The following is a 21086-nucleotide window of genomic DNA, read 5'->3' as shown; positions in this document are numbered from 1 at the left end:
CTATCCCTCTTTAAGAACACCTGCAAGCGAAAGCTGTTTTTTCATTTCCTTGTAAACAACAGTGCTTTTAACATAGGGTGTTTTACCTCTGGCAACAAAAACAAAGTCATATCCTTTTTTTATATCGGGATAAAGTTTGTAATAAGCCTCTCTTATTACCCTCCTTGACCTTGTGCGCCTTACGGCTTTTCCGATTTTTTTGCCGGTGGTTATTCCAAAACGCAGGTTATCGGATTTATTCTTTAACACATAAGTTACCAAAACAGGACCAACAAAGGATTTTCCCCGTCTGTAAAGTCCGGAAAAATCCCTGTTATCCTTCAAAGTGATATATTCACTCATAAATTTACCACCTTGCAAACAGGTGCATTAAAAAAGAAAGACCACCGGTTAAAAGTGGTCTTCTCTTTAATAAGACAACCTTTTTCTACCTTTAGCTCTTCTTCTGGCTAAAACTTTCTTGCCGTTAGATGTAGACATTCTCTTTCTGAAGCCGTGCTCCTTTTTTCTGTGGAGCTTCTTAGGCTGATAAGTTCTCAACATAATGAAAACCCTCCCTTCAAAATATAACCTTGCAATATAGCATTATATCTTAATTTCAGCCCGTAGTCAACAAAAATTTTTATTTTTTTATTTTCAAAAATGAAATTTAAAATTTTCTTTTGATTTTAAAAAAAGCAGCAAATTATTTTTCTTTATCGGTAAATACAATATATTGCAACGCAGAATTTAACACACACTATATATCCGAATTATTGTAAAATTTGCACCCTGTTTGCGCACTTTAATAATAATAAAGTATAAATTACAATAAATTACAAATGGCTTTTTGTAATTGCAATTTTAAATTTGTTGCGTTATAATAAAGCAGAATGGTATTTTATCAAAATGGGATAATTATGGAAAATGGGTGCAGTGTGTTGCACCGTGGAAGGGAAAGATTAAATTAATGGACTCCTTTGAAGACGCATGGAAAGTTATAAGCGATTACTGTAAATCTAAAATTACCGACATCGCCTACAATACATGGATCAGCAGAATTCAGCCCGTTGACCTTGACTTTGACAACGGAACCGCTTATCTGCTTGTGCCAAATGACTTTCACGCCCAAACATTGAGGAGATGCTATATGTCGCTTCTCAACGAGGGATTTGAAGAAATTTTCGGAACAAAGTTCAATATTGAGTTCCGCACACCGGCAAATGCGCCGAAAAAATCAAAGCCGTCTGCGGCGGCATCAATCACAACATCGGCGGCAACCGCTCCTCTTTTGCAAAGCCCCGACAGCAGTTCTTACGAATACACCTTTGACACATTTATTGTCGGCTCGTCAAATAAGTTTGCTCATGCAGCCTGTCTTGCAGTTGCAACAAATCCGTCACATGCCTACAACCCCCTCTTTCTTTACGGAAACTCGGGACTCGGCAAGACTCACCTTTTGTATGCAATCGGCAATGAAATCAAGAAAAACGATCCGTCAAAGGTTATCTGTTACATAAAAGGCGACGATTTTACCGTTGAGCTTGTTGAGTCGCTCCGTCTTGCCAAGATGAATGAATTCAGACAAAAATACAGACAGGCGGATATTCTGCTCGTGGACGATGTTCAGTTTATCGGCGGTAAAGAAAGTACACAGGAAGAATTTTTCCATACCTTTAACGCACTTTATGACGCAAGAAAACAGATTGTTCTCACATCAGACCGTCCTCCTAAGGAAATCAAAACTCTTGAGGATCGTTTGCGTTCAAGATTTGAGCAGGATCTTATTGCAGATATCCAGCCTCCGGATCTTGAAACAAGAATTGCCATTATAAAAAGAAAGGCAGAGCTTGACGGAGTTGAAATTTCGGACGAAGTCTGCGAGTATGTTGCATCTAAAATCAAGGCAAATATTCGTCAGCTTGAGGGAACAGTTAAAAAAATCAAAGCCAAATACTACCTTGACGGTGAAAAACCGACAATTAATTCGGTTCAGGGCATAATTTCCGACATTCTCAACAATGACGCTCCGCCCGAGGTTACCGTTGAACGCATTATTGACGAGGTTGCAAGAACCTACGGCGTTTCGGCAGACGAAATTCGTTCACAAAAAAACCGCAGTGCCAATATCAGCAACGCAAGACATATTGCAATATATGTTACACGAGAGCTTACAACGCTTTCAATGGTTGCAATCGGTGAAGAATTCGGCAACCGTCATTATTCTACCATTATATATACAATTCAGAAGGTTCAGAAGATGATGGAAAAGGACAGAAAGGTCAAAGAAATCATTGACGATACCATCAAAAATATCCGTGACAGATAGACTGAATTATTTAACATATTTTTCAACATTCCATAAACATTCTTCAACCCGATGTTGAAAAATTTACTAAAAAATATTTTTGTCAACAAAAGCAAACAAATCGAAAAAATCTTTTGTTTATGCTTTTTTTCAGTGTCAATGCGGAATCTCACCGCTTTTTGACATTTTGACATCCCCTACTACTACTACAATAAAAATATTAATAAAAAGACAGGAGAGAATGCACCCGATGAAAATTTCATGTTTGCGCTCCGATTTGGCAACAGCCATATCCAATGTGTCAAGAGCTGTGTCAACAAAGGCATCAATTCCTGCACTTGAAGGCGTTCTTATAAAAGCATACGGTAACACACTGAATATTTCAGGTTATAACCTTGAAATCGGTATAACAACCGATATTGAGGCAACAATCAAAGAAGAAGGCGAAATTGTCGTAAGCGCAAAGCTGTTTCTTGATATTGTACGCCGACTTCCCGAAGAGATTGTCTTTATCGAAACCGATGAGCGTATGGTTACATACATTGCCTGCGGAAAGGTTAATTATCAGATTGTCGGTATGTCATCTGTTGAATATCCCGACCTTCCGTCATTTGAACAGACTGACAGAATCACTCTCAATGCAAAAATTCTGCGTGATATGATCAGACAGACAGTCTACGCAGTAAGCGAAAACACGGCAAAGCCTATTTACACAGGTTCACTTTACGAAATTGAGGACGGTGTATTCAAAATTATTGCCATTGACGGTTACAGAATGGCAATTCGCAGTGAAAATGTAGACAGCGAAAGCAAAAACCGTTTTGTTGTTCCGGGAAAAACTCAGCACGAGGTGCTTAAACTCCTCACCGATGACGAAGAAAATACGGAAATTATCATCGGTCAGCGACATATCACATTCAAAATCAAAAATTACAGAATTATCTCCCGTCTTATCGAGGGCACATTCATAGAATACAAGTCTGCAATTCCGAAAGAGACAAAAACTGAGGTAGTTATCAATACAAGAACAATTATTGATGCAGTTGAAAGAATGTCGCTTTTGAACAACGATAGAATCCAAAGCCCGGTAAGATGCATTTTTTCGGATGATGAAATTAAACTTTCATGCACATCTGCAGTAGGCAGAGCCAATGATGTAATCTCTGTTCCTATCATCGGAGAGTCGGTTGAAATCGGCTTTAACAACAGATACCTTCTTGACGCTTTGAAAAATGCCGATACCGATGAGATTAAGCTTATTCTCAACGGTTCACTTACGGCGATGATTGTAAAACCCGTTAAGGGTGACAGCTATCTGAGCATAGTTGTTCCGATGAGGTTGGCAAATGAAAACTGAGAAAATTAAAATTGACAGCGAATACATAAAATTGCAGGATTTACTTAAACTCGGCGGTGCGGTTGAAACCGGCGGACAGGCAAAAGTTGTAATTCAGAACGGAGATGTTACCGTAAACGGTGAGATCTGCACAATGAGAGGCAAAAAAATGCGTGTCGGCGACACGGCTGTGTTTGACGGTCTTGAAATAATCGTTGAATAACTTTGGGATTGATGAAGTAAGTGAAGGTAATTGCTCTTAAATTTGAAAATTACAGAAATTTAAAGGACAATATAATCACTCCTTGTGACGGAGTAAATATAATTTACGGTGACAATGCTCAGGGAAAGACAAATTTGCTTGAGGCACTGTGGTTTTTTTGCGGAGGTCACAGCTTCAGAGGTTCAAAGGACAGCGAAATTATCAATTGGGATGAGAATTTTGCGAGGATTGAGATGCGTTTTCTCGGTCAGGAGCGTGAGCAAACAGCAAAAATTCTTTTCAGGGGCGGAAAAAAGTCCGTAGAAATCAACGGTGTGCAGAAAAATTCAGCCGCCGCACTGATTGAACGGTTTTGCGCCGTTGTATTTTCTCCCGAGCACCTCAGCCTTATAAAAAGAGGTCCGGGTGAGCGGAGAAAATTTATTGACAGCGCAATCTGTCGTGAAAAGCTTAAAAATGCGGTTGTTCTCTCAAAATACAACAGGATTCTCAATCAAAGAAATTCGCTTTTGAAAGACATTTACAGGCGGCCGTCACTTGCGGACACACTTCCCGTATGGGATGAACCGCTTTTGAAAAGCGGCGCAGTGCTTGTAAAAAACAGAATCGACTATGTAAAAATGCTTTCCGACCGTGCCGTTGAATATCATAACGGAATTTCAAAAGGCAAAGAAGAGCTGAAAATCCGTTATATGTCGGGATATGAAGCCTCCGAGGATGATACGGTCGGTGAAATTTATGAAAAACTCAAGTGTAAGCTTGAAAAACACAAGAGTGACGATATAAGGACGGGTTTTACAAATTACGGTCCTCATCGTGATGATATTGAAATAATAATAAACGGTAAAAATGCCAGAGCTTTTGCATCTCAGGGACAACAGCGAAGTGCGGTTCTGTCGCTGAAGCTTGCCGAGGCATCTGTATTGCGTGAAAGAATGGGCGAAGAACCCGTTATTCTGCTTGATGATGTGCTTTCTGAGCTTGATGCAAAAAGACAGGATTTTTTACTCAACGAACTTCACGGATGTCAGGTGTTTATTACCTGCTGTGAAAAGTCGAATAAAGAACAGCTTAAAGACGGAAAAATCTTTCTGCTGAACAACGGAGAGGTGAGCTGATGTATCTTCATCTCGGACAGGACACCGTTATCACAACCGAAACGGTTATCGGAATTTTCGATATGGACGAGTGTACAGTGTCAAAAAAGACAAGGGATTATCTTACTGCTGCCGAAAAAAGAGGCAGAGTTGTAAATGTTTCGTTTGAATTGCCGAAATCCTTTGTTGTCTGTGAAAAAAACGGCAAAATTACCGTTTATATCAGCCAGCTTTCATCCAAAACACTCATAAAAAGAAGTCAATCTCCCTATAAGGAGCTTATGTACCGTTGATACGGATATAAAAAGGAGTTCTGTGTATGAAAATGAGAAAATGCCCCTACTGCGGAAGAAGAATTTCATATACCTCATCGTTTGCAAGCAGAAGAAAAGCAGAATATATCTGCCAAAAGTGCGGAAAAGAGAGCAAGGTTGCAGTTGATAAGAAGGTAATTTTGTTTTTTATTGTTGCTGTGGTAATTTCTCTTGCAATAATGGCAGGTTGGATTCTTGCAGGTCTTGTGAGCAATCCTCTCGGAATTTTACTCGTTGCGATTCCGCTTATAATTTTTACGGCAGCTTCACCGAACTTCGTTCACTATGAGCCGTACAAGAAATACCGTAAGTCTATGGAGGCAAAAAAAGCAGGTATCGCTTATTCCGACAATCTTCTTACCTCTGAACTTGACGAGGATGAAAACTATACTTTTCCGAGTATCACTCCTCAGCAGAATGATACCGATGATAATTTTGAAATTAACACGGATGTATTTAATAAAATCAGAGCCGAAAGAAATGCCGCAAGACAAAGACTTGATTCAAATGAGATTTCTTCCGATTCATCGTCTTTTGAAAAGCAGGAATATGTTTCCGTGATTAATAATACAAGTGAGAATCATGCGTCAAGCGGAGCAACACTCAAAAAAATTCACTCCGAAATGCCCCAGCACCATATGGTGAACAGAAGCAGACACTACATAAATTCCGAGGAAGCTTCGGAAAATAAAAAAACGGATGACGGCAACCGTTATTCCGTGAACAGAAAGTTTTAACGGGTGATATTGTGTTCAGACTGCCCGTATGCCCGCATTGTCACGCAATTTATCGTTACGGTGATGCAAGGAAGAGCTTAAATACAAAAATTCACACCTGCTATCACTGCAAAAAGCAGTTCAAAACCTCATTTTCGGGACTTTGGATTTTATTTTTGATTGCAGTTGTGATAGGAATTTTCGTCAATATCTTTGAAATGACGGCTTTTTCAGGCACAAATGTGATAGCGTTGATGATTACAAACATCGTACTTATACTGTTTTTTCTGCTTTTTGTGCCGTTTTTTACAAAATTCAGAAAATTCGGAGCAGACGCTCAAAAAAGCGAAAGTATTCAAATATCAAAAAAACAGCAGAAAAAACAAACGAACAAAAACGCTGTTCGTTCATCGAATAAACGGAGGTAAGTGTTTTGGATAATCTTGAAAACAACGAAAATATGAATGAAAATATTGATGAAACCAACGAAAATATAAACGAAGAAGCCATTGATGAAGCCTACGAAAAAGAGATTGAGGCTGAAAAATTGGTTGAATTTGACGGCGAATCCGAGGGTATGGAGCTTTCAAAGGTTGAACAGGAATACGGTGCAGATGAAATTCAGGTTCTTGAAGGACTTGAGGCTGTAAGAAAGCGTCCCGGCATGTACATCGGTTCAACAGGACCGAGAGGACTTCACCACCTTGTTTACGAAATCGTAGATAACTCAATTGACGAAGCACTTGCAGGTTATTGTACAAAAATTGATGTTGTTATCGAAAAGGGCGATATAATCAGAGTAACCGATAACGGCCGTGGTATTCCTGTCGGTGTCAACAGCAAAACAGGACTCCCTGCCGTAACGGTTGTATTCACAGTTCTCCACGCCGGCGGAAAATTCGGCGGAGGCGGTTACAAGGTTTCGGGCGGTTTGCACGGCGTAGGTGCGTCTGTTGTAAATGCACTTTCCGAGTGGCTCGAAGTCAAGGTTTGTGACGGCGAGGATGTTTACTTCCAGCGTTATGAAAGAGGAAAAATTGTAACCGACCTTCAAAAAATCGGAAAGTCTGATGTTAAGGGTACGGAAGTACGCTTTAAAGCCGACCCTGAAATTTTTAAAGAAACTACGGTTTACGATTACAGCGTTTTGGAAAGAAGACTTCGTGAACAGGCATTTCTCAATGCAGGTGTTCACATTGAGCTTCGTGACGAGCGTGACCTTGAAAATATTATTCAGAATAACTTTGTCTATGAGGGCGGTATCAAGAGCTTTGTTGAGTATATTCACAAAAAGCGTTCTCTTGAAGTTATTCATCCCGATGTAATTTACTTTGCGTCAAGAAACGCAGATGACACGATTGCGGTTGAAATTGCACTCCAGTACAACGAAAGCTACAACGAAAATCTGCTCACTTTTGCAAACAACATTCATACAACCGACGGCGGTACTCATGAAGAAGGCTTCAAAAGAGCACTCACCTATGTTATGAATGACTATGCAAGAAAGTTTGGAAAATTGAAGGACAATGATAAGAACCTCAGCGGTGAAGATGTTCGTGAAGGACTTACCGCAATTGTCAGTGTAAAGCTCAAAGAGGCTCAGTTTGAAGGACAGACCAAGGCAAAACTCGGTAATACCGAGGTAAGAGCAATGGTTGACCGCCTTATGAGGGATAAGCTTTCTGTTTATCTCGAAGAAAATCCTGCTGTTGCAAAGGTAATTTTTGAAAAGGCGCTTGCGTCGTCAAGAGCAAGAGAGGCTGCAAGAAAAGCAAGGGAAAATGCAAGAAGAAAATCTCCGCTTGACTCCGCACAGCTTCCGGGTAAGCTTGCCGACTGCCAGTCAAAAGACAGCAGTGAAACAGAAATCTTCATAGTCGAGGGTGACTCTGCGGGCGGTTCAGCAAAGGGCGGCCGTGACAGAAGAATTCAGGCTATCCTCCCTCTTTGGGGTAAAATGCTCAATGTTGAAAAAGCAAGAATTGACAGAGTTTACGGAAATGACAAGCTTATGCCCGTTATCACTGCGCTCGGCACAGGCATAGGTGATGAATTTGATATTGCAAAGCTCAGATACGACAAGGTTATCATTATGGCGGATGCCGATGTTGACGGTTCGCACATCAGAACCCTTCTTTTAACTTTCTTTTTCAGATATATGCGTCCGCTTATCGAAGAGGGCCATGTTTACATTGCCCAGCCGCCTCTCTTTAGAATTTCAAAGGGCAAAGAGCATAAATATGCGTATTCGGACCTTGAGCGTGACCAAATTCTGGCTCAAATTGAGGGTAAAACCGAAGTTCAGCGATACAAAGGTCTTGGTGAGATGGACTCCGAGCAGCTTTGGGAAACAACAATGAATCCCGAAACAAGACTTATGCTTCGTGTTGATCTCAGTGATGCAGAACAGGCAGACGAAACCTTCACAATTCTTATGGGTGACAAGGTTGAGCCGAGAAGAGATTTCATTGAGAAAAATGCAAAGTATGTACAGAATCTCGATGTCTGATATATTACGATAAACCAAAATTTTGAAAACGGGGTGATTTTATGCACGCAAGAACAAAAGTTACAGTTCGTTACGCAGAAACGGATAGAATGGGAATTGTACACCACTCAAATTATCCGATTTGGTACGAAATAGCAAGAAATGACTATATCAAAATGTTCGGAATCAGCTACACAGACATGGAAAATGCAGGTGTAATGACTCCCCTTTTGAACCTGAGTTGTCATTTTGGAATCCCTGCCCTTTATGAGGACGAGCTGATTATCCGCACTTGGGTGCAGACTATCACAGCCGCAAGAATTATTTTTACATACACGGTAAAGCGTATTGAAAAGGACGGTTCGGAAACCGAACTTGGCTACGGCACAACCGAACACGGTTTTGTAGATTCCAAAACATTCCGTCCCACAAGCATCAAAAAACGCTTTCCGAAACTCTACGAAGATATTTCAGCCGCAGTAAAACACTTTTGATATTAAATTTTTTAAATTTATTTATCAGTGAAATTCGTTTTAACGGGTTAGTAGGGGTAGCCTTGCGACCGCCGCCGGTGGCGGAAAAAGGGAGCAAAGCGCTGTCTGAAATAACGAGCAAAAGGCGGCACATTTATGTGCAACGCATTGCGACTATATTTCAGACGGGAGGTCATTGGCCGCCCGCAAGTAACGGTACAAACTGTATTTAAAATCAATTTTGATGAATGCCGCAAAATTCATACACACTTTTCATCACATCAAAAAATATGTGTAAAACAAATCGTTTCATCAAGGCGGGCGTCCAATGAACGCCCCTACTGAAACAAAATCACACACTAAACCACCCAAAAAAGCGCAAAATAACATTATTATAAATTATTGAACAGACAGTAACAAGAGCTTGAAAAGCGAGGAAAGAATATGGATAACGAACAGAATCAGAACAAGAATTCGAGAATTATTGATGTCGATCTGCAAAATGAAATGAGAAAAAGCTTTTTGGACTACTCCATGAGCGTTATTGTTTCCCGTGCGTTGCCCGATGTCAGAGACGGTTTGAAACCTGTTCACAGAAGAATACTCTATACAATGAATCAAATCGGTCTTGATCCGTCAAAGCCGTACCACAAGTGTGCCGATACGGTAGGTCAGGTGCTTGGTTCGTATCACCCTCACGGTGACGCCTCGGTTTATGACGCAATGGTTCGTCTTGCACAGGATTTTTCCATGAGATATATGCTTGTTGACGGTCACGGTAACTTCGGTTCGGTGGACGGTGACCCGCCTGCCGCTTACCGTTATACAGAGGCAAGAATGAGTAAAATTTCTCTTGAAATGCTCACGGATATCGAGAAAAACACGGTTGACTTTATGTCGAACTACGATGACCGTCTTAAAGAACCGACTGTTCTTCCAAGCCGTTTTCCAAACCTTCTCGTAAACGGTTCAAGCGGTATTGCCGTTGGTATGGCAACCGAAATTCCGCCGCATAACCTCGGTGAAACAATTGATGCAGTTTGTACTCTCATTGACAATCCCGATGCCGAGCTTGCAGAGATTATGGAGTGTATGCCCGGCCCCGACTTTCCGACAGGCGGTATTATCATGGGCAGAAGCGGTATTCGTGCCGCCTATGCAACAGGTCGAGGAAAAATTACCGTAAGAGCCAAGACCGAAATTATCGAAGCTAAAAACGGCAGATATAAAATTATCGTTACGGAGCTTCCGTACAAGGTCAACAAAGCAAGACTTATTGAAAACATTGCCGACCTCGTAAAGGATAAGAGAATTGAGGGTATTTCAAATATCGAGGATCATTCCGACCGTAAGGGTATGCACATTGAAATTGACATCAAGAGAGATGCCTCACCTCAGATTGTTCTTAACCAGCTGTTCTCATACACGCAGTTGCAGACAACCTTCGGTGCAATTATGCTTTCTATCGTTGACGGCGAGCCTAAAATTCTTTCACTCAAGGAAATGCTCCAATGCTATATTGAATTTCAGGCTGAGGTTATTCGCCGCCGTACTGATTTTGACCTCAAAAAAGCCCGTGACAGAGCTCACATTCTTGAGGGCTTGAAGATTGCTCTTGACTTCATTGACGAGGTAATCAAAATTATCAGAAACAGCAAGGATACTGCAAGCGCAAAAGCAGGTCTTATGGAGCGTTTCGGTCTTGATGATGTTCAGGCTCAGGCTATCGTTCAGATGCGTCTCGGTCAGCTCACAAATATGGAGCAGACTAAGATTGAGGATGAAATTGCAGCCCTCCACGCAAAAATTGAAGAATATCTCGAAATTCTTGCAAGCGAGCCAAGACAGCTTGAAATCGTAAAAGAAGAAATTATGCAGATTCGTAATAAATATGCCGATCCGAGAAGAACAGAAATTTGTGCTGTCAGCGGTGAGGTTGATATTGAGGATCTTATTCCGCAGGAGGAGTGCGTTCTTACACTTACACAGTTTGGATATGTAAAGCGTCTTTCTGCCGATACCTACAAAATTCAGCGCAGAGGAGGTCGCGGTGTATCGGGTATGTCACGCCGTGAAGAAGATATTGCTGCTGAAATGTTCGTTATCAATTCACACGATTATGTTCTGTTCTTTACCGACAAGGGCAGAGTTTATCGCCTTAAATGCTATGAAGTTCCCGAGGGAAGCCGTCAGTCAAAGGGTGTGAATATTGCAAATCTGATTCCGATTTCACCCGACGAAAAGGTAACCTCAATGATAAGAGTGCCTGAATTTGACGAGGAAAAATACCTTGTTATGGTCACCCGTCAGGGCATTATCAAGCGTATTGAACTCAATGCATACAATACTTCAAGAAAGGGCGGTCTTATCGCTCTTGAACTCAATGAGGGTGACGAACTTGCGTGGGTAAGAATGACCGACGGTAACAGTCAGGTTATTATCGCCACCAAGAAAGGTATGGCTATTCGCTTTAACGAAACCGACATTCGTGCAATGGGCAGACAGGCTCGAGGTGTTAAGGCAATGGCTCTCAAAGAGGGCGATTGCGTAGTCGGAATGAGTGTTGTCCGTGAGGGCGGTCTTGTTCTCACAGTTTCCGAAACAGGCTACGGCAGACTTTCAAGTCCCGATGATTACCGTGTTCAGAGCCGTGGCGGTAAAGGTCTTACCAACTACCACACGGAAAAATACGGCGATGTTGCCGCTATCAAGGTGGTTAACCTTGACGATGATATTATTATCATCTCGGAAGAAGGTATTATTATCAGAATTGCCGCCGAATCAATTCGTGTTTGCGCCCGTCCTTCAAAGGGTGTAACCGTAATGAAAGTAAACGGTGACGACAGGGTTGTAACAATCGCCCGTGTTCCCCACATTGACGGTGAAGATGATGAATCAGCCGAGAGCGAAGATAACGCAGAAAACGGTGAACCGTCAGAAGCGGTTGCAGAAGAAGTTTCCGAAAATAACGAGGGTGAAACTTCTGATTCAACCGAAGAAAATACGGAAGAATAATTGATAAAAATAAGAAAACTCCACTTTTTTAAGTGGAGTTTTTGACACATATGAAAATTTGGTGATTTGATGAAAAAAACTTTAGTTCTGATTGTAGCGGCAATCCTCATGCTTTCACTTTTCGGCTGTTCTGACAAGAAGAATGCCGATGTTTCGGGTGTAGTAGATGCGCCCGATAAATTTTCTACTCTTGATGAGGCAAAGGTAACAGAAAATCCGAACATTCGCAAAGAAAGTGAAAATGTAAACGGAATGTGCTACGCAATCACTCTTGAAGAATTTACATATAATTACAACGAAATGCTCAAAGAGGCGGGTAATCTTGATATGATTAATCCAAAGGGTTGGAAAATGCTCGGCAGTCCTCAGAATGATGCAAACGGAACGGAGTATCAGTATTATTACTACAATGCCGATAAAATCAACTTCACAGCCTCTGTTGAAACAAAGACAAATTATATTATGAATATCGGTCTCGGAACAACAATGAGCAACTTTGTTTCGATTGAAAACGAGAAAAATAACAGCGATACAATCCTGATGAAAAGTGCCGTAATGGCTGCCGCAGTAAGCGGAATGGGCATTAATAAGGTTGATACAATTCAGGATATTTTCTATCTTACAACCTTTGAAAATACAAATGAGCTGTGGTACAACGGCAATGTCTATGCTCTCAGCACCAATGAGGATAAGGCAGACAGTGAACGCAGTACAATGCTGTTTCGCACCTTTCCTATCTCTGATGAAGTAAAAGAAAACTGGGGCATTGACGAGTATGAAAGCTATGTGGCAAATGCAACCCAGGTAACAACAAACGCAAATTAAAAATGAATTTTGCAAAAAGACAAGGCGACTATCGTTTTCGATAGCCGCCTTATAGTTTAATCTGTTCTGTTATTTGTTTTACTTTTTCTTTCTGTCAACAGCCGTTGCCTGCGGAGTGTTATCCCAAGCTTCGCAGTGCGATAGAATGCTTTATTCCGCCGATAACGGAAGGCGAGTAAGTCGGTAAATCAAATATAACAAACATATAAATACCGCAACAAAACAAGCGACAGTTTAATTTCTGTCGCTTGTAATTATATTTTATTCTGTTTTATACTATATACATCATTTACCGAGTTCAAGAACTACAAATTCTGCGGACATGGGCGGAATTGTGAGTATACTGTTCTCAAGCTTTGAACCGAAAACAGGTTTGCCGTCTGCATATCCGGGCGGCATTTTTGCCTCGACTTCATAATCATAGAGATTGAATGTGCAGAAAATAGCGGAATCTTTGTCGTGGCGGATGTACGAAATTCTTCTTTCCTCCGAAAGAACATTTATAAAATCGCCGTCCCACAATGCCGAACAGCTTTTTCTAACATCGGCAAGTTTTTTGTGCCATTCAATGAGTTCCTTATTTTCTTTGCCCCACGGATAACAGCAACGGTTGAACGGATCACGATATCCCTCCATTCCTGCCTCGTCACCGTAATAAATACACGGAAATCCGGGGAGAGTAAACTGCATTGCACTTGCAACCTTGAGCAGCTTTACACCGAGTTTTTTATGCTCGTCATCAAGCTTAGTGTTAGCCTGCCATTCCCTGTCCTTGCCGTCAAGCGGTTCGCCTGCCATAACTGTGATTGCTCTTTCGGTATCGTGAGTCGAAAGTGAATTCATCAGCACTCTGAGAACAGGACGGGGATAATTTTCGATTACGCTCATAATCAGATCCATTGTGTATTTGCCGTGCTGACCTTTGCAGAAGTTGAGAATTGCATCCCTGAACACATAGTTCATAACGGAGTCAAACTGTTCGCCGAGCAAGAACTTTCTTCTTGCACCGTAGCTTTCCTTATTGCTTGCATCCTCCCACACTTCACCTACAAGAAAGGCGTTCGGATTTTCGTCCTTAACTGCTTTGCGTAGATTTTCAATGAACACATCGGGAAGTTCATCTGCAACATCAAGTCGCCAACCCGAGTTACCGCATTTCATCCATTTTCTGACAATGCCGTCTTTGCCGTTGATATATTCGTTGAATGACGGAGTTTCCTCAATAACCTCGGGCAGAGTATCAAAGCCCCACCAGCTTTGGTAATTGTTCGGCCATTCGTTGAATTTGTACCAACTGAAATACGGTGAGTTTTTGTCATTATACGCACCGCCCTTGCCGTATCTGCCGTAACGGTTGAAGTAAACGCTGTCACTTCCCGTATGAGAGAACACACCGTCATTTATGATGTGTATTCCCCTCTTTTTAGCCTCTGCGCAAAGGTGCTTAAAATCTTCCTCCGTTCCGAGAATCGGATCAACCTTTGAGTAGTCGCCCGTATCATAGCGGTGGTTTGAGTATGCCTCGCTGATAGGATTAAGGTAAATACAGCTTACACCGAGGCTTTCAAGGTAATCAAGCTTCATTGTAATTCCCTTGAGGTCGCCCATAAAGAAATCATTGTTCTTAATCATTCCGTTTTCATCGGGTTTCCATTCGGGGAGAGCATACCAATCCTTGTTGCGTTTGAAGTTGGTACGCTTTATATTCTTTTCTTCACCGCTGAAATAAAAACGGTCGGGAAAAATCTGATACATAATTCCGCCGACAAGCCAGCCGGGAGTTTTAAAGCCTTTTTTGTAGCAGGTAATCTGCCAGCTTCTGCCCATATAGTCTTCAATGGTGCTGACCTTATACGGATCGGACGGAATAACATATCTTGTTTTATCAATGCCAGTAAGCTTAAAGTTATACCAATAAAGTCCGATTTTTTTCGGAGTAAAATCGCACTCCCAAATTTCGGTATCCTCGTCAAATTTACCGCACCAGATAAGCTCGGTAAATTCCCAGTTGCAGTCATAATCATATTTTACACACAACTGTGCTTTTTGTGTATGCTCCGCCTTAGGCAAAAGAATTCTGAAATGAATCTCGGTACCCTGTTCAACCGCACCAAACGGTGAACGATAGTAAATTTTTCGTGAATCAAACGGTACGGGCATATAATCACTTCCCATAATAATATATTCCGAAATGTCAATTTTGTTTTGGCGGTTATGCCCTGTTAATCGGAAATTAGGACAAATCCGCCAAAATGACGCAAAGATTATTTTATCATAAGAGAATAAATATTTCAACCAATATAAGTTGTAAACAGCATAAAATCGCCAAATTTGTCTACGAATGAAAAAATATTTAAACAATATTCTCTTTGCTCTTTTATTATTTCCGATTTTATATTATAATGTAAAATGATTATGTATGCAAAGAAGTCAAATGAGGACGAAAAAGCTATAAAAGGGAGATGCATTTCCTATGGAGAAAAAGAGAGTAAGCGTTCAGATTGAGGGAAGAAGTTATTCACTTATCACAACAGATGATGAAAAGTATGTTCAAAAGGTAGCAAACGAGGTGCTTTCTCACATAAGAAAGGCCGCCCAAAGCACAAAGCAGCTTGATACCCGTGATTGTGCGGTTCTTGCGGCACTTAACTTCTGTGATGACCGCAACAAGGCTCTTAAAAAGAACAAAGATTATGTTGAAAAAGCCGACAAAATTATTCAGCAGACAAATGATCTTAACAGGCTTTGCAAGGAATACAGAGAAAAGCTTACGGAGGCCATGAACGATAACACTCGACTTATAAATAATAATAAAGAGCTTGAAAAAAGACTTGCTGTTCTCGGACACGAGGTTTCACAGCTTAAAGAAAAGCTCGAAAGTGTTGAAAAAGGCAAAGAAAAAGCCAAATCGGAAAAATCAGAGCCTGAAAAAAATTCAGTTTCAAAGGAAAAAAAGACTTCAGATGCAAAAAATAATATGACAGAGCAGTCAGATGATATACCCGTGAATGTTCTGTCAAACGAGGCTAAAAAAACAGAACAGGAATTGCGTAATGAAAAACTTCTCGGTTATGTTCCAATGACGCAGTTCTCTCTGTTTGATGAAGATAAGAAATGAAAAAGATAGAAATACTTGCTCCGGCGGGAAGCTTTGACAGTGTAATTGCCGCCGTAAGGAGCGGAGCAGACGCAGTGTATCTTGGCGAAAAGGCATTTTCCGCCCGTTCATCTGCCAAAAATTTTGATGATGAAGAACTAAAGAAAGCAACGGCATACTGTCACATTCACGGTGTAAAGGTGTATGTCACAATCAATACGATTGTGTTCGATGACGAGCTTGAAAAGCTGAAAAAAGCCATAATTTCAGCCGCAGAGGCTGATGTTGACGCACTCATTGTTCAGAATATGGGTGTAGCAAGGCTTGCACACAGGCTTGTTCCCGACCTTGCACTTCATGCGTCAACCCAGATGAGCATTCACACCGCATCAGGTGTAAAGGCACTTTATGAAATGGGTTTCAAGCGTGTTGTTCTTGCCCGTGAAATGAGCAAAAAAGAAATTGAAAAATGCTGTGAAATTCCGGTTGAACTCGAAGTTTTTGTTCACGGCGCGTTGTGTATGTGCGTTTCGGGACAATGCTACCTCAGCGCAATGATAGGCGCAAGGAGCGGAAACCGTGGTTCCTGTGCCCAGCCGTGCCGACTGCCGTTTTCCGTAAACAATCAAAAGGGCGGTCATGCTTTAAGTCTTAAAGACAACAGTATTGTAAATTACCTCGGAGAACTTCAAAATATGGGGGTTGCCTCGGCTAAAATTGAGGGCAGAATGAAACGCCCCGAGTATGTTTCAGCCGCAGTAAGAGCGTGTGTTGAACAGCGTGATTTCGGCTTTATCAGCGACAAAACTCAGAAGATGCTCAGAGGGGTTTTTTCACGAACAGGCTTTACAGACGCTTATTACATCGGCAAAACGGGAAGTCATATGTTCGGCACAAGAACAAAATCGGATGTTGTTTCTGCCGATGAAAAGCTGTTTTCGGCAATCCGTTCTTCCTACAAGGACGAAATCGGAAATGTTGAAATAACTTTTGATTTTACGGCAAAACTCGGCGAAAATCCCGTTTTAGTCGTTTCTGACGGAGTTCACACCGTCAAGAAGATTGCGGATACCGTAACCGAAAAAGCAATCAACAGACCGATTGATGCGGAAAAGTGCAGAAAACAGCTTGAAAAAACAGGCTCAACGGCATATAATCCCACCGATGTGAACATAAATATTGATGATGACATTTCTATTCCGCTTTCAATTATCAATTCCTTGCGCAGAGATGTTCTTGACGAACTCGATACGGCGAGAAGTGTTGTTCATAACTACAAAATCAACCGTGATTACGAAATAACTTTTCCAAAATTCACACCGCCTGTGGAAAAATCCACTCGTGCAAGAGTGCCTCAGACTAAGCTTTCCAATGCTTTTAAAAAATGCGAGCTTGTTTTTGTTCCGCTTTTTGCCGACAAAAGGGAGCTTGTAAGGCTCAAAAACGAGGGCTTTAGCATCGGTGTTGAAATTCCGAGAGGAATGTTCGGACGGGAAGATACGATTGCAAAAAAGCTTTCCGAGATGAAAGAAATCGGCATATCCGATGTGTTGTGCAACAATCTTGGAGCATTATACATTGCCAAAAATCTCGGTTTCACACTTCATTCGGGTTTCGGAATGAATTTTGTAAATACTCTCGACCTTTTGTGGGCGGAGGAATACGGAATCAAGGACGCAGAACTCAGTTTTGAACTCGATTTTAAGCGAATTAACGCACTCGGAGGCAACATCCCGAGGGGAATTATCAGCTACGGCTACCTTCCTCTTATGATTTGCAGGAGTTGCCCTGTCAAGGGTGCAGGTATAGACTGCAAAACTTGCAAAAATCATTCAAAAATGAAAGACCGACTCGGTAAACAATTTTTACTGAAATGCGACGGAAACTGTACCGAGGTTCTGAATTGTGACTTGCTTTTCGTTCCTGATAAACAAAATTTAACACTTTTAACATCTTTCAACATTTTAAGATTTAGTGTTGAAAACTATGTGGAAACCGTGGAAAGTCTTAACGAATCAAGCCTTTATCCGATGTTGAAAGATAAATTAACATATGGACTGTACCGCCGAGGTGTTAATTAGATTGTTGAAAATGTTAAAATAATCATTATTGTTTTGTGGAAAAAGTGATTTTTCCGTTTAACAGAGATTTATAATTACATTTTTGCAATAAATAATTTTTTTAGAGAAAAATAAAAACAGTAATGAATAATTCCTGCAAATTTTTGCAGGAAATGAAGGATGGTAAACTATGACTGTTAAAATAAAAAAGGTAAAAGACAATGCAAAAATCCCGAAAAGAGCCACAAACGGTTCTGCCGGTATGGATTTATATGCTTGCATTGACGAAAAAATCACAATCAATCCGGGTCAGCTTGTGCTTGTTCCGACAGGTATAGCAATTGAACTTCCCGACAACAGCGTTGCCGCATTTCTCTATGCAAGAAGCGGTCTGGGAATCAAGCACGGCATCTGCCTTTCAAACGGTGTGGGTGTTGTTGACAGCGACTACCGTGGAGAAATCTGCGCAGGTCTTTGCAATGTTTCGGACAAGCCTTATGAGATTGAGCCGTTTGAAAGAATCTGTCAGATGGTCATCGCTCCTGTTGTTCCGTGTGATGTTGAAGAGGTTACGGAGCTTGGCAACACAGAGCGCGGCGAGGGCGGTTTTGGCTCAACGGGTAAAAAATAAAAGATTTTCGACAATTTATCATTGCCCTTATTTGTAAAAAGATATATGATAAAAGTATACTGCCTGAGTAAAATACATTTGGGTATTACAGCGTAAAAGGAGGCTGTGGGATGTTTTCGTTTTCAAAGGATATAGGAATTGACCTTGGAACTGCAAACACTCTTGTTTGTCTTAAAGGAAAGGGAATAATTTTGCGTGAACCGAGCGTTGTCGCAGTTGATATGCGTACCGACGAGGTTCTTGCAGTCGGCTCACAGGCAAAAGAAATGATTGGCAGAACTCCCGGTTCCATAGTTGCGGTTCGTCCGCTCAAGGACGGTGTTATTGCCGATTTTAAAATAACCGCCAAAATGCTTCAGCACTTTATCAAAAAGGCGGTTAAACCAGGAATTTTCAGCAAGCCGAGAGTTATAATCTGTATGCCTTCGGGTGTTACCGAGGTTGAGAGAAAGGCTGTTGAGGACGCCGCATATCAGGCAGGTGCAAAGCCTCCTGTTGTTCTTATCGAAGAACCGATGGCTGCCGCAATCGGCGCAGGTATGCCCGTTGACGAACCGTGCGGAAGTATGGTTGTTGACATCGGCGGAGGCACAAGCGAGGTTGCCGTAATTTCTCTCGGTGACATTGTTACAGCCTGTTCCGTAAGAGTTGCCGGAGATAAGTTTGACGAGGCGATTTCAACATATGTCAAAAGAAAATATAATCTTCTCATCGGTGAAAGAACTGCCGAAGATATCAAAATGAAAATCGGCTCCGCATATCCGGGTGAGGAAGAAAAAAACCTTGTTGTCAAGGGCAGAAACCTTGTTGACGGACTTCCAAAGGATATTACAATTTCCTCAGCCGAGGTCAGAGAGGCTCTTGCCGATCCGCTTGCAACAATTGTTGAGGCAATCAGAACCACTCTTGAAAAAACTCCGCCTGAGCTTTCTGCCGACATAATCGACCACGGTATTATGCTCACGGGCGGCGGTGCGTTACTCAAGGGACTTGATATGCTTGTTATGCAACAGACGGGTATGCCTGTTCACATTGCCGAAAGACCGCTTGACTGTGTTGTTGACGGTGCAGGAAAAAGACTCGGCAAACCGCTCGGTGTTCAGTACAAGCACGACAGATAATAAAAATCGACAAAGTAAGGTCGGGCAGATTGAAAAAACACCGCCCGACCGTATTTGTAATGTAAATATGAGATATGAGAAAATTTTTACATAATAAAAACTCAAAAATTTTGATAATTACACTCGTCATACTAACTGTGATGAGTGTTTTCTCTCATAACGGCAGTAACATTTTTTCGGGTGCGGTAAACACGGTTACAAAAGGACTTTCAACGCTGACCGCAGGTGCGGCGTCTTCCGACAAGTCAAAGGAAGAACTTGAAAAAGAAAACGAACAGCTTAAAAAGGAAAATGCCGAACTCCGTGAACAGCTTGTTGACTACCTTGACGCCAAGGAAGAAAATGCAAAGCTGTGGAAATATTATGAGCTTAAAAAGGAAAATCCGTCATACGACATTCTTCCGGCAGGTGTGTTGAGAAGGGATGCAAACGATGATTTCTACTCGTTCACTCTTGACAAGGGTTCAACAGACAATGTGGAAAAAAATGATCCCGTAATCACGGAAAACGGTCTTATCGGCTGGGTGAGTGATGTTGAACTCACGACCTGTCGGGTAAGAACAATTCTTTCACCCGACACCAAAGCGTCTGCAATTGACAAAAAGACTTCCGACAACGGAATCATAAGCGGAAACGCTGAATATTGTGACGATAATCTCACCTGTCTGACAAAGATTGCAGAGAACAACAAAATCAAAGTAGGCGACATTGTTGTAACCTCGGGAACAGGCGGAGTTTATCCGAAAAATCTCATAATCGGCAAGGTTAAAGAACTGAAGTTCAATTCCTATGACACAACCCGTTATGCTGTTGTTGAGCCGTATGAGGACATCCGCACCGTGACCTCTGCCGCAATTATTACCGATTTTGACGGCAAGGGCGAGGTTAAAAAATGATGAGAGCTTCAAGAACTTTTTTTCGATTTTTCGGCTATTCCCTGCTGTTAATAATTCTGTATGTTTTTCAGGGTTCGGGTTTTATAATTCCCGAAATTTTCGGCGGCAGACCGCTTATGTTGATTTCACTTGCACTCTGCATTGCTTCTTTTGAAAACACTTTGCCGTCGGTAATTTTCGGTGCGTTGTGCGGTGTGCTGACGGATATTTCATTTGACGGCAGTATCGGCTATTTTGCCTTTGCACTTACGATTGTCTGCTATGCGGAAAACTTTGTATTCAGCAAATATTTTGTACCGTCATTTGTTACCGTTATCGTGTTTTCATTTGCGGCGGTGATGACGGTAATGTTGATTTATTATTTGCTGTTCGTCTTGATTGCAGGGCTTGACAGCGGTTGCGTGTTGTTTGTACGGCACTACATTTCAAGAATACTTTACACATTCGCCTTGACAATTCCGCTGTATTTTCTCACGGCATTTTTAAACAAAAATCTTTAATCTTTGT

The 21086-nt window shown here is 41.5% G+C and carries 20 protein-coding genes; 17 read left to right on the top strand and 3 right to left on the bottom strand.

Going from position 1 to position 21086, the window contains the following annotated elements; all coding sequences use genetic code 11:
* Both rnpA and rpmH read right to left on the bottom strand, forming a co-directional pair.
* On the bottom strand, nucleotides 1-342 hold the full coding sequence (rnpA, locus tag AC2HW8_RS03140) for a ribonuclease P protein component (RefSeq protein WP_015523013.1): 342 nt from the start codon (nucleotides 340-342) through the stop codon (nucleotides 1-3).
* A gap of 66 nt (nucleotides 343-408) precedes the next feature.
* A complete protein-coding gene (rpmH, locus tag AC2HW8_RS03135; RefSeq protein WP_015523014.1) occupies nucleotides 409-543 on the bottom strand; it encodes a 50S ribosomal protein L34 in 135 nt (44 codons plus the stop codon).
* A gap of 406 nt (nucleotides 544-949) precedes the next feature.
* Here rpmH and dnaA point away from each other — a divergent pair, with 406 nt between their 5' ends.
* From dnaA to AC2HW8_RS03080, 11 genes are all read left to right on the top strand, one after another.
* The gene (dnaA, locus tag AC2HW8_RS03130; protein WP_015523015.1) at nucleotides 950-2308 is read left to right on the top strand and encodes a chromosomal replication initiator protein DnaA; all 1359 of its coding nucleotides are present in this window, start codon (nucleotides 950-952) and stop codon (nucleotides 2306-2308) included.
* A 229-nt stretch (nucleotides 2309-2537) separates the two neighbouring features.
* Nucleotides 2538-3644 (top strand): DNA polymerase III subunit beta, encoded by a 1107-nt coding sequence (gene dnaN, locus AC2HW8_RS03125; protein WP_015523016.1) that lies wholly within the window; start codon nucleotides 2538-2540, stop codon nucleotides 3642-3644.
* Nucleotides 3634-3846: an RNA-binding S4 domain-containing protein gene (locus AC2HW8_RS03120; RefSeq protein WP_015523017.1), complete on the top strand. Its 213-nt coding sequence runs from the start codon at nucleotides 3634-3636 to the stop codon at nucleotides 3844-3846. Before dnaN ends, AC2HW8_RS03120 begins: the two co-directional genes overlap by 11 nt.
* 20 nt (nucleotides 3847-3866) lie before the next feature.
* A complete protein-coding gene (gene recF, locus AC2HW8_RS03115; protein WP_021883884.1) occupies nucleotides 3867-4964 on the top strand; it encodes a DNA replication/repair protein RecF in 1098 nt (365 codons plus the stop codon).
* Entirely contained in the window at nucleotides 4964-5236 is a 273-nt protein-coding gene (remB, locus tag AC2HW8_RS03110; protein WP_015523018.1) for an extracellular matrix regulator RemB, read from the top strand. The genes recF and remB overlap by 1 nt, the downstream gene beginning before the upstream one ends.
* Before the next feature lie 26 nt (nucleotides 5237-5262).
* The gene (locus tag AC2HW8_RS03105) at nucleotides 5263-5994 is read left to right on the top strand and encodes a hypothetical protein (RefSeq protein ID WP_296641997.1); all 732 of its coding nucleotides are present in this window, start codon (nucleotides 5263-5265) and stop codon (nucleotides 5992-5994) included.
* Nucleotides 5995-6005: 11 nt separating this feature from the next.
* Nucleotides 6006-6401 (top strand): hypothetical protein, encoded by a 396-nt coding sequence (locus tag AC2HW8_RS03100; RefSeq protein ID WP_303665885.1) that lies wholly within the window; start codon nucleotides 6006-6008, stop codon nucleotides 6399-6401.
* 149 nt (nucleotides 6402-6550) lie between these two features.
* Nucleotides 6551-8482 (top strand): DNA topoisomerase (ATP-hydrolyzing) subunit B, encoded by a 1932-nt coding sequence (gene gyrB, locus AC2HW8_RS03095; RefSeq protein ID WP_242956377.1) that lies wholly within the window; start codon nucleotides 6551-6553, stop codon nucleotides 8480-8482.
* A 41-nt stretch (nucleotides 8483-8523) separates the two neighbouring features.
* Entirely contained in the window at nucleotides 8524-8955 is a 432-nt protein-coding gene (locus tag AC2HW8_RS03090) for an acyl-CoA thioesterase (RefSeq protein ID WP_021883881.1), read from the top strand.
* Nucleotides 8956-9378: 423 nt separating this feature from the next.
* Nucleotides 9379-11949, top strand: a complete 2571-nt coding sequence (gene gyrA / locus AC2HW8_RS03085) for a DNA gyrase subunit A (RefSeq protein WP_117951522.1) — start codon at nucleotides 9379-9381, stop codon at nucleotides 11947-11949.
* 69 nt (nucleotides 11950-12018) lie between these two features.
* On the top strand, nucleotides 12019-12774 hold the full coding sequence (locus AC2HW8_RS03080) for a hypothetical protein (RefSeq protein WP_118102137.1): 756 nt from the start codon (nucleotides 12019-12021) through the stop codon (nucleotides 12772-12774).
* Nucleotides 12775-13059: 285 nt separating this feature from the next.
* Here AC2HW8_RS03080 and AC2HW8_RS03075 read toward each other — a convergent pair whose 3' ends face one another.
* On the bottom strand, nucleotides 13060-14949 hold the full coding sequence (locus AC2HW8_RS03075; protein ID WP_484327137.1) for a glycoside hydrolase family 13 protein: 1890 nt from the start codon (nucleotides 14947-14949) through the stop codon (nucleotides 13060-13062).
* Between the two features lie 298 nt (nucleotides 14950-15247).
* On the opposite strand from AC2HW8_RS03075, the gene AC2HW8_RS03070 reads away from it, so the two are divergent.
* The 6 genes from AC2HW8_RS03070 to AC2HW8_RS03045 all read left to right on the top strand — a co-directional run bounded on the left by AC2HW8_RS03070 (nucleotide 15248) and on the right by AC2HW8_RS03045 (nucleotide 21079).
* Nucleotides 15248-15892 (top strand): cell division protein ZapA, encoded by a 645-nt coding sequence (locus AC2HW8_RS03070; RefSeq protein WP_482605584.1) that lies wholly within the window; start codon nucleotides 15248-15250, stop codon nucleotides 15890-15892.
* The gene (locus AC2HW8_RS03065; protein WP_484327136.1) at nucleotides 15889-17952 is read left to right on the top strand and encodes a peptidase U32 family protein; all 2064 of its coding nucleotides are present in this window, start codon (nucleotides 15889-15891) and stop codon (nucleotides 17950-17952) included. Before AC2HW8_RS03070 ends, AC2HW8_RS03065 begins: the two co-directional genes overlap by 4 nt.
* 169 nt (nucleotides 17953-18121) lie before the next feature.
* The gene (dut, locus tag AC2HW8_RS03060) at nucleotides 18122-18562 is read left to right on the top strand and encodes a dUTP diphosphatase (protein ID WP_015523026.1); all 441 of its coding nucleotides are present in this window, start codon (nucleotides 18122-18124) and stop codon (nucleotides 18560-18562) included.
* A gap of 110 nt (nucleotides 18563-18672) precedes the next feature.
* Complete coding sequence (locus tag AC2HW8_RS03055; RefSeq protein ID WP_015523027.1) at nucleotides 18673-19683, top strand: rod shape-determining protein; 1011 nt, start codon at nucleotides 18673-18675, stop codon at nucleotides 19681-19683.
* 74 nt (nucleotides 19684-19757) lie between these two features.
* The gene (gene mreC, locus AC2HW8_RS03050; protein ID WP_015523028.1) at nucleotides 19758-20579 is read left to right on the top strand and encodes a rod shape-determining protein MreC; all 822 of its coding nucleotides are present in this window, start codon (nucleotides 19758-19760) and stop codon (nucleotides 20577-20579) included.
* The gene (locus AC2HW8_RS03045) at nucleotides 20576-21079 is read left to right on the top strand and encodes a hypothetical protein (protein WP_482594197.1); all 504 of its coding nucleotides are present in this window, start codon (nucleotides 20576-20578) and stop codon (nucleotides 21077-21079) included. The genes mreC and AC2HW8_RS03045 overlap by 4 nt, the downstream gene beginning before the upstream one ends.
* Nucleotides 21080-21086 lie beyond the last annotated feature (7 nt).

The organism is Ruminococcoides sp. (assembly GCF_057037865.1).
This window is presented reverse-complemented; position numbering and strand designations above follow the sequence as displayed.

Coding starts and splice junctions, on each gene's coding strand:
- gyrB (WP_242956377.1), top strand. CDS start 6,551: ATGGAGCTTTCAAAGGTTGAACAGGAATACGGTGCAGATGAAATTCAG.
- AC2HW8_RS03090 (WP_021883881.1), top strand. CDS start 8,524: ATGCACGCAAGAACAAAAGTTACAGTTCGTTACGCAGAAACGGATAGA.
- rpmH (WP_015523014.1), bottom strand. CDS start 543: ATGTTGAGAACTTATCAGCCTAAGAAGCTCCACAGAAAAAAGGAGCAC.
- gyrA (WP_117951522.1), top strand. CDS start 9,379: ATGGATAACGAACAGAATCAGAACAAGAATTCGAGAATTATTGATGTC.
- AC2HW8_RS03075 (WP_484327137.1), bottom strand. CDS start 14,949: ATGGGAAGTGATTATATGCCCGTACCGTTTGATTCACGAAAAATTTAC.
- dut (WP_015523026.1), top strand. CDS start 18,122: ATGACTGTTAAAATAAAAAAGGTAAAAGACAATGCAAAAATCCCGAAA.
- dnaA (WP_015523015.1), top strand. CDS start 950: ATGGACTCCTTTGAAGACGCATGGAAAGTTATAAGCGATTACTGTAAA.
- mreC (WP_015523028.1), top strand. CDS start 19,758: ATGAGAAAATTTTTACATAATAAAAACTCAAAAATTTTGATAATTACA.
- AC2HW8_RS03055 (WP_015523027.1), top strand. CDS start 18,673: ATGTTTTCGTTTTCAAAGGATATAGGAATTGACCTTGGAACTGCAAAC.
- AC2HW8_RS03105 (WP_296641997.1), top strand. CDS start 5,263: ATGAAAATGAGAAAATGCCCCTACTGCGGAAGAAGAATTTCATATACC.
- remB (WP_015523018.1), top strand. CDS start 4,964: ATGTATCTTCATCTCGGACAGGACACCGTTATCACAACCGAAACGGTT.
- AC2HW8_RS03045 (WP_482594197.1), top strand. CDS start 20,576: ATGATGAGAGCTTCAAGAACTTTTTTTCGATTTTTCGGCTATTCCCTG.
- AC2HW8_RS03080 (WP_118102137.1), top strand. CDS start 12,019: ATGAAAAAAACTTTAGTTCTGATTGTAGCGGCAATCCTCATGCTTTCA.
- AC2HW8_RS03120 (WP_015523017.1), top strand. CDS start 3,634: ATGAAAACTGAGAAAATTAAAATTGACAGCGAATACATAAAATTGCAG.
- dnaN (WP_015523016.1), top strand. CDS start 2,538: ATGAAAATTTCATGTTTGCGCTCCGATTTGGCAACAGCCATATCCAAT.
- AC2HW8_RS03065 (WP_484327136.1), top strand. CDS start 15,889: ATGAAAAAGATAGAAATACTTGCTCCGGCGGGAAGCTTTGACAGTGTA.
- AC2HW8_RS03070 (WP_482605584.1), top strand. CDS start 15,248: ATGGAGAAAAAGAGAGTAAGCGTTCAGATTGAGGGAAGAAGTTATTCA.
- rnpA (WP_015523013.1), bottom strand. CDS start 342: ATGAGTGAATATATCACTTTGAAGGATAACAGGGATTTTTCCGGACTT.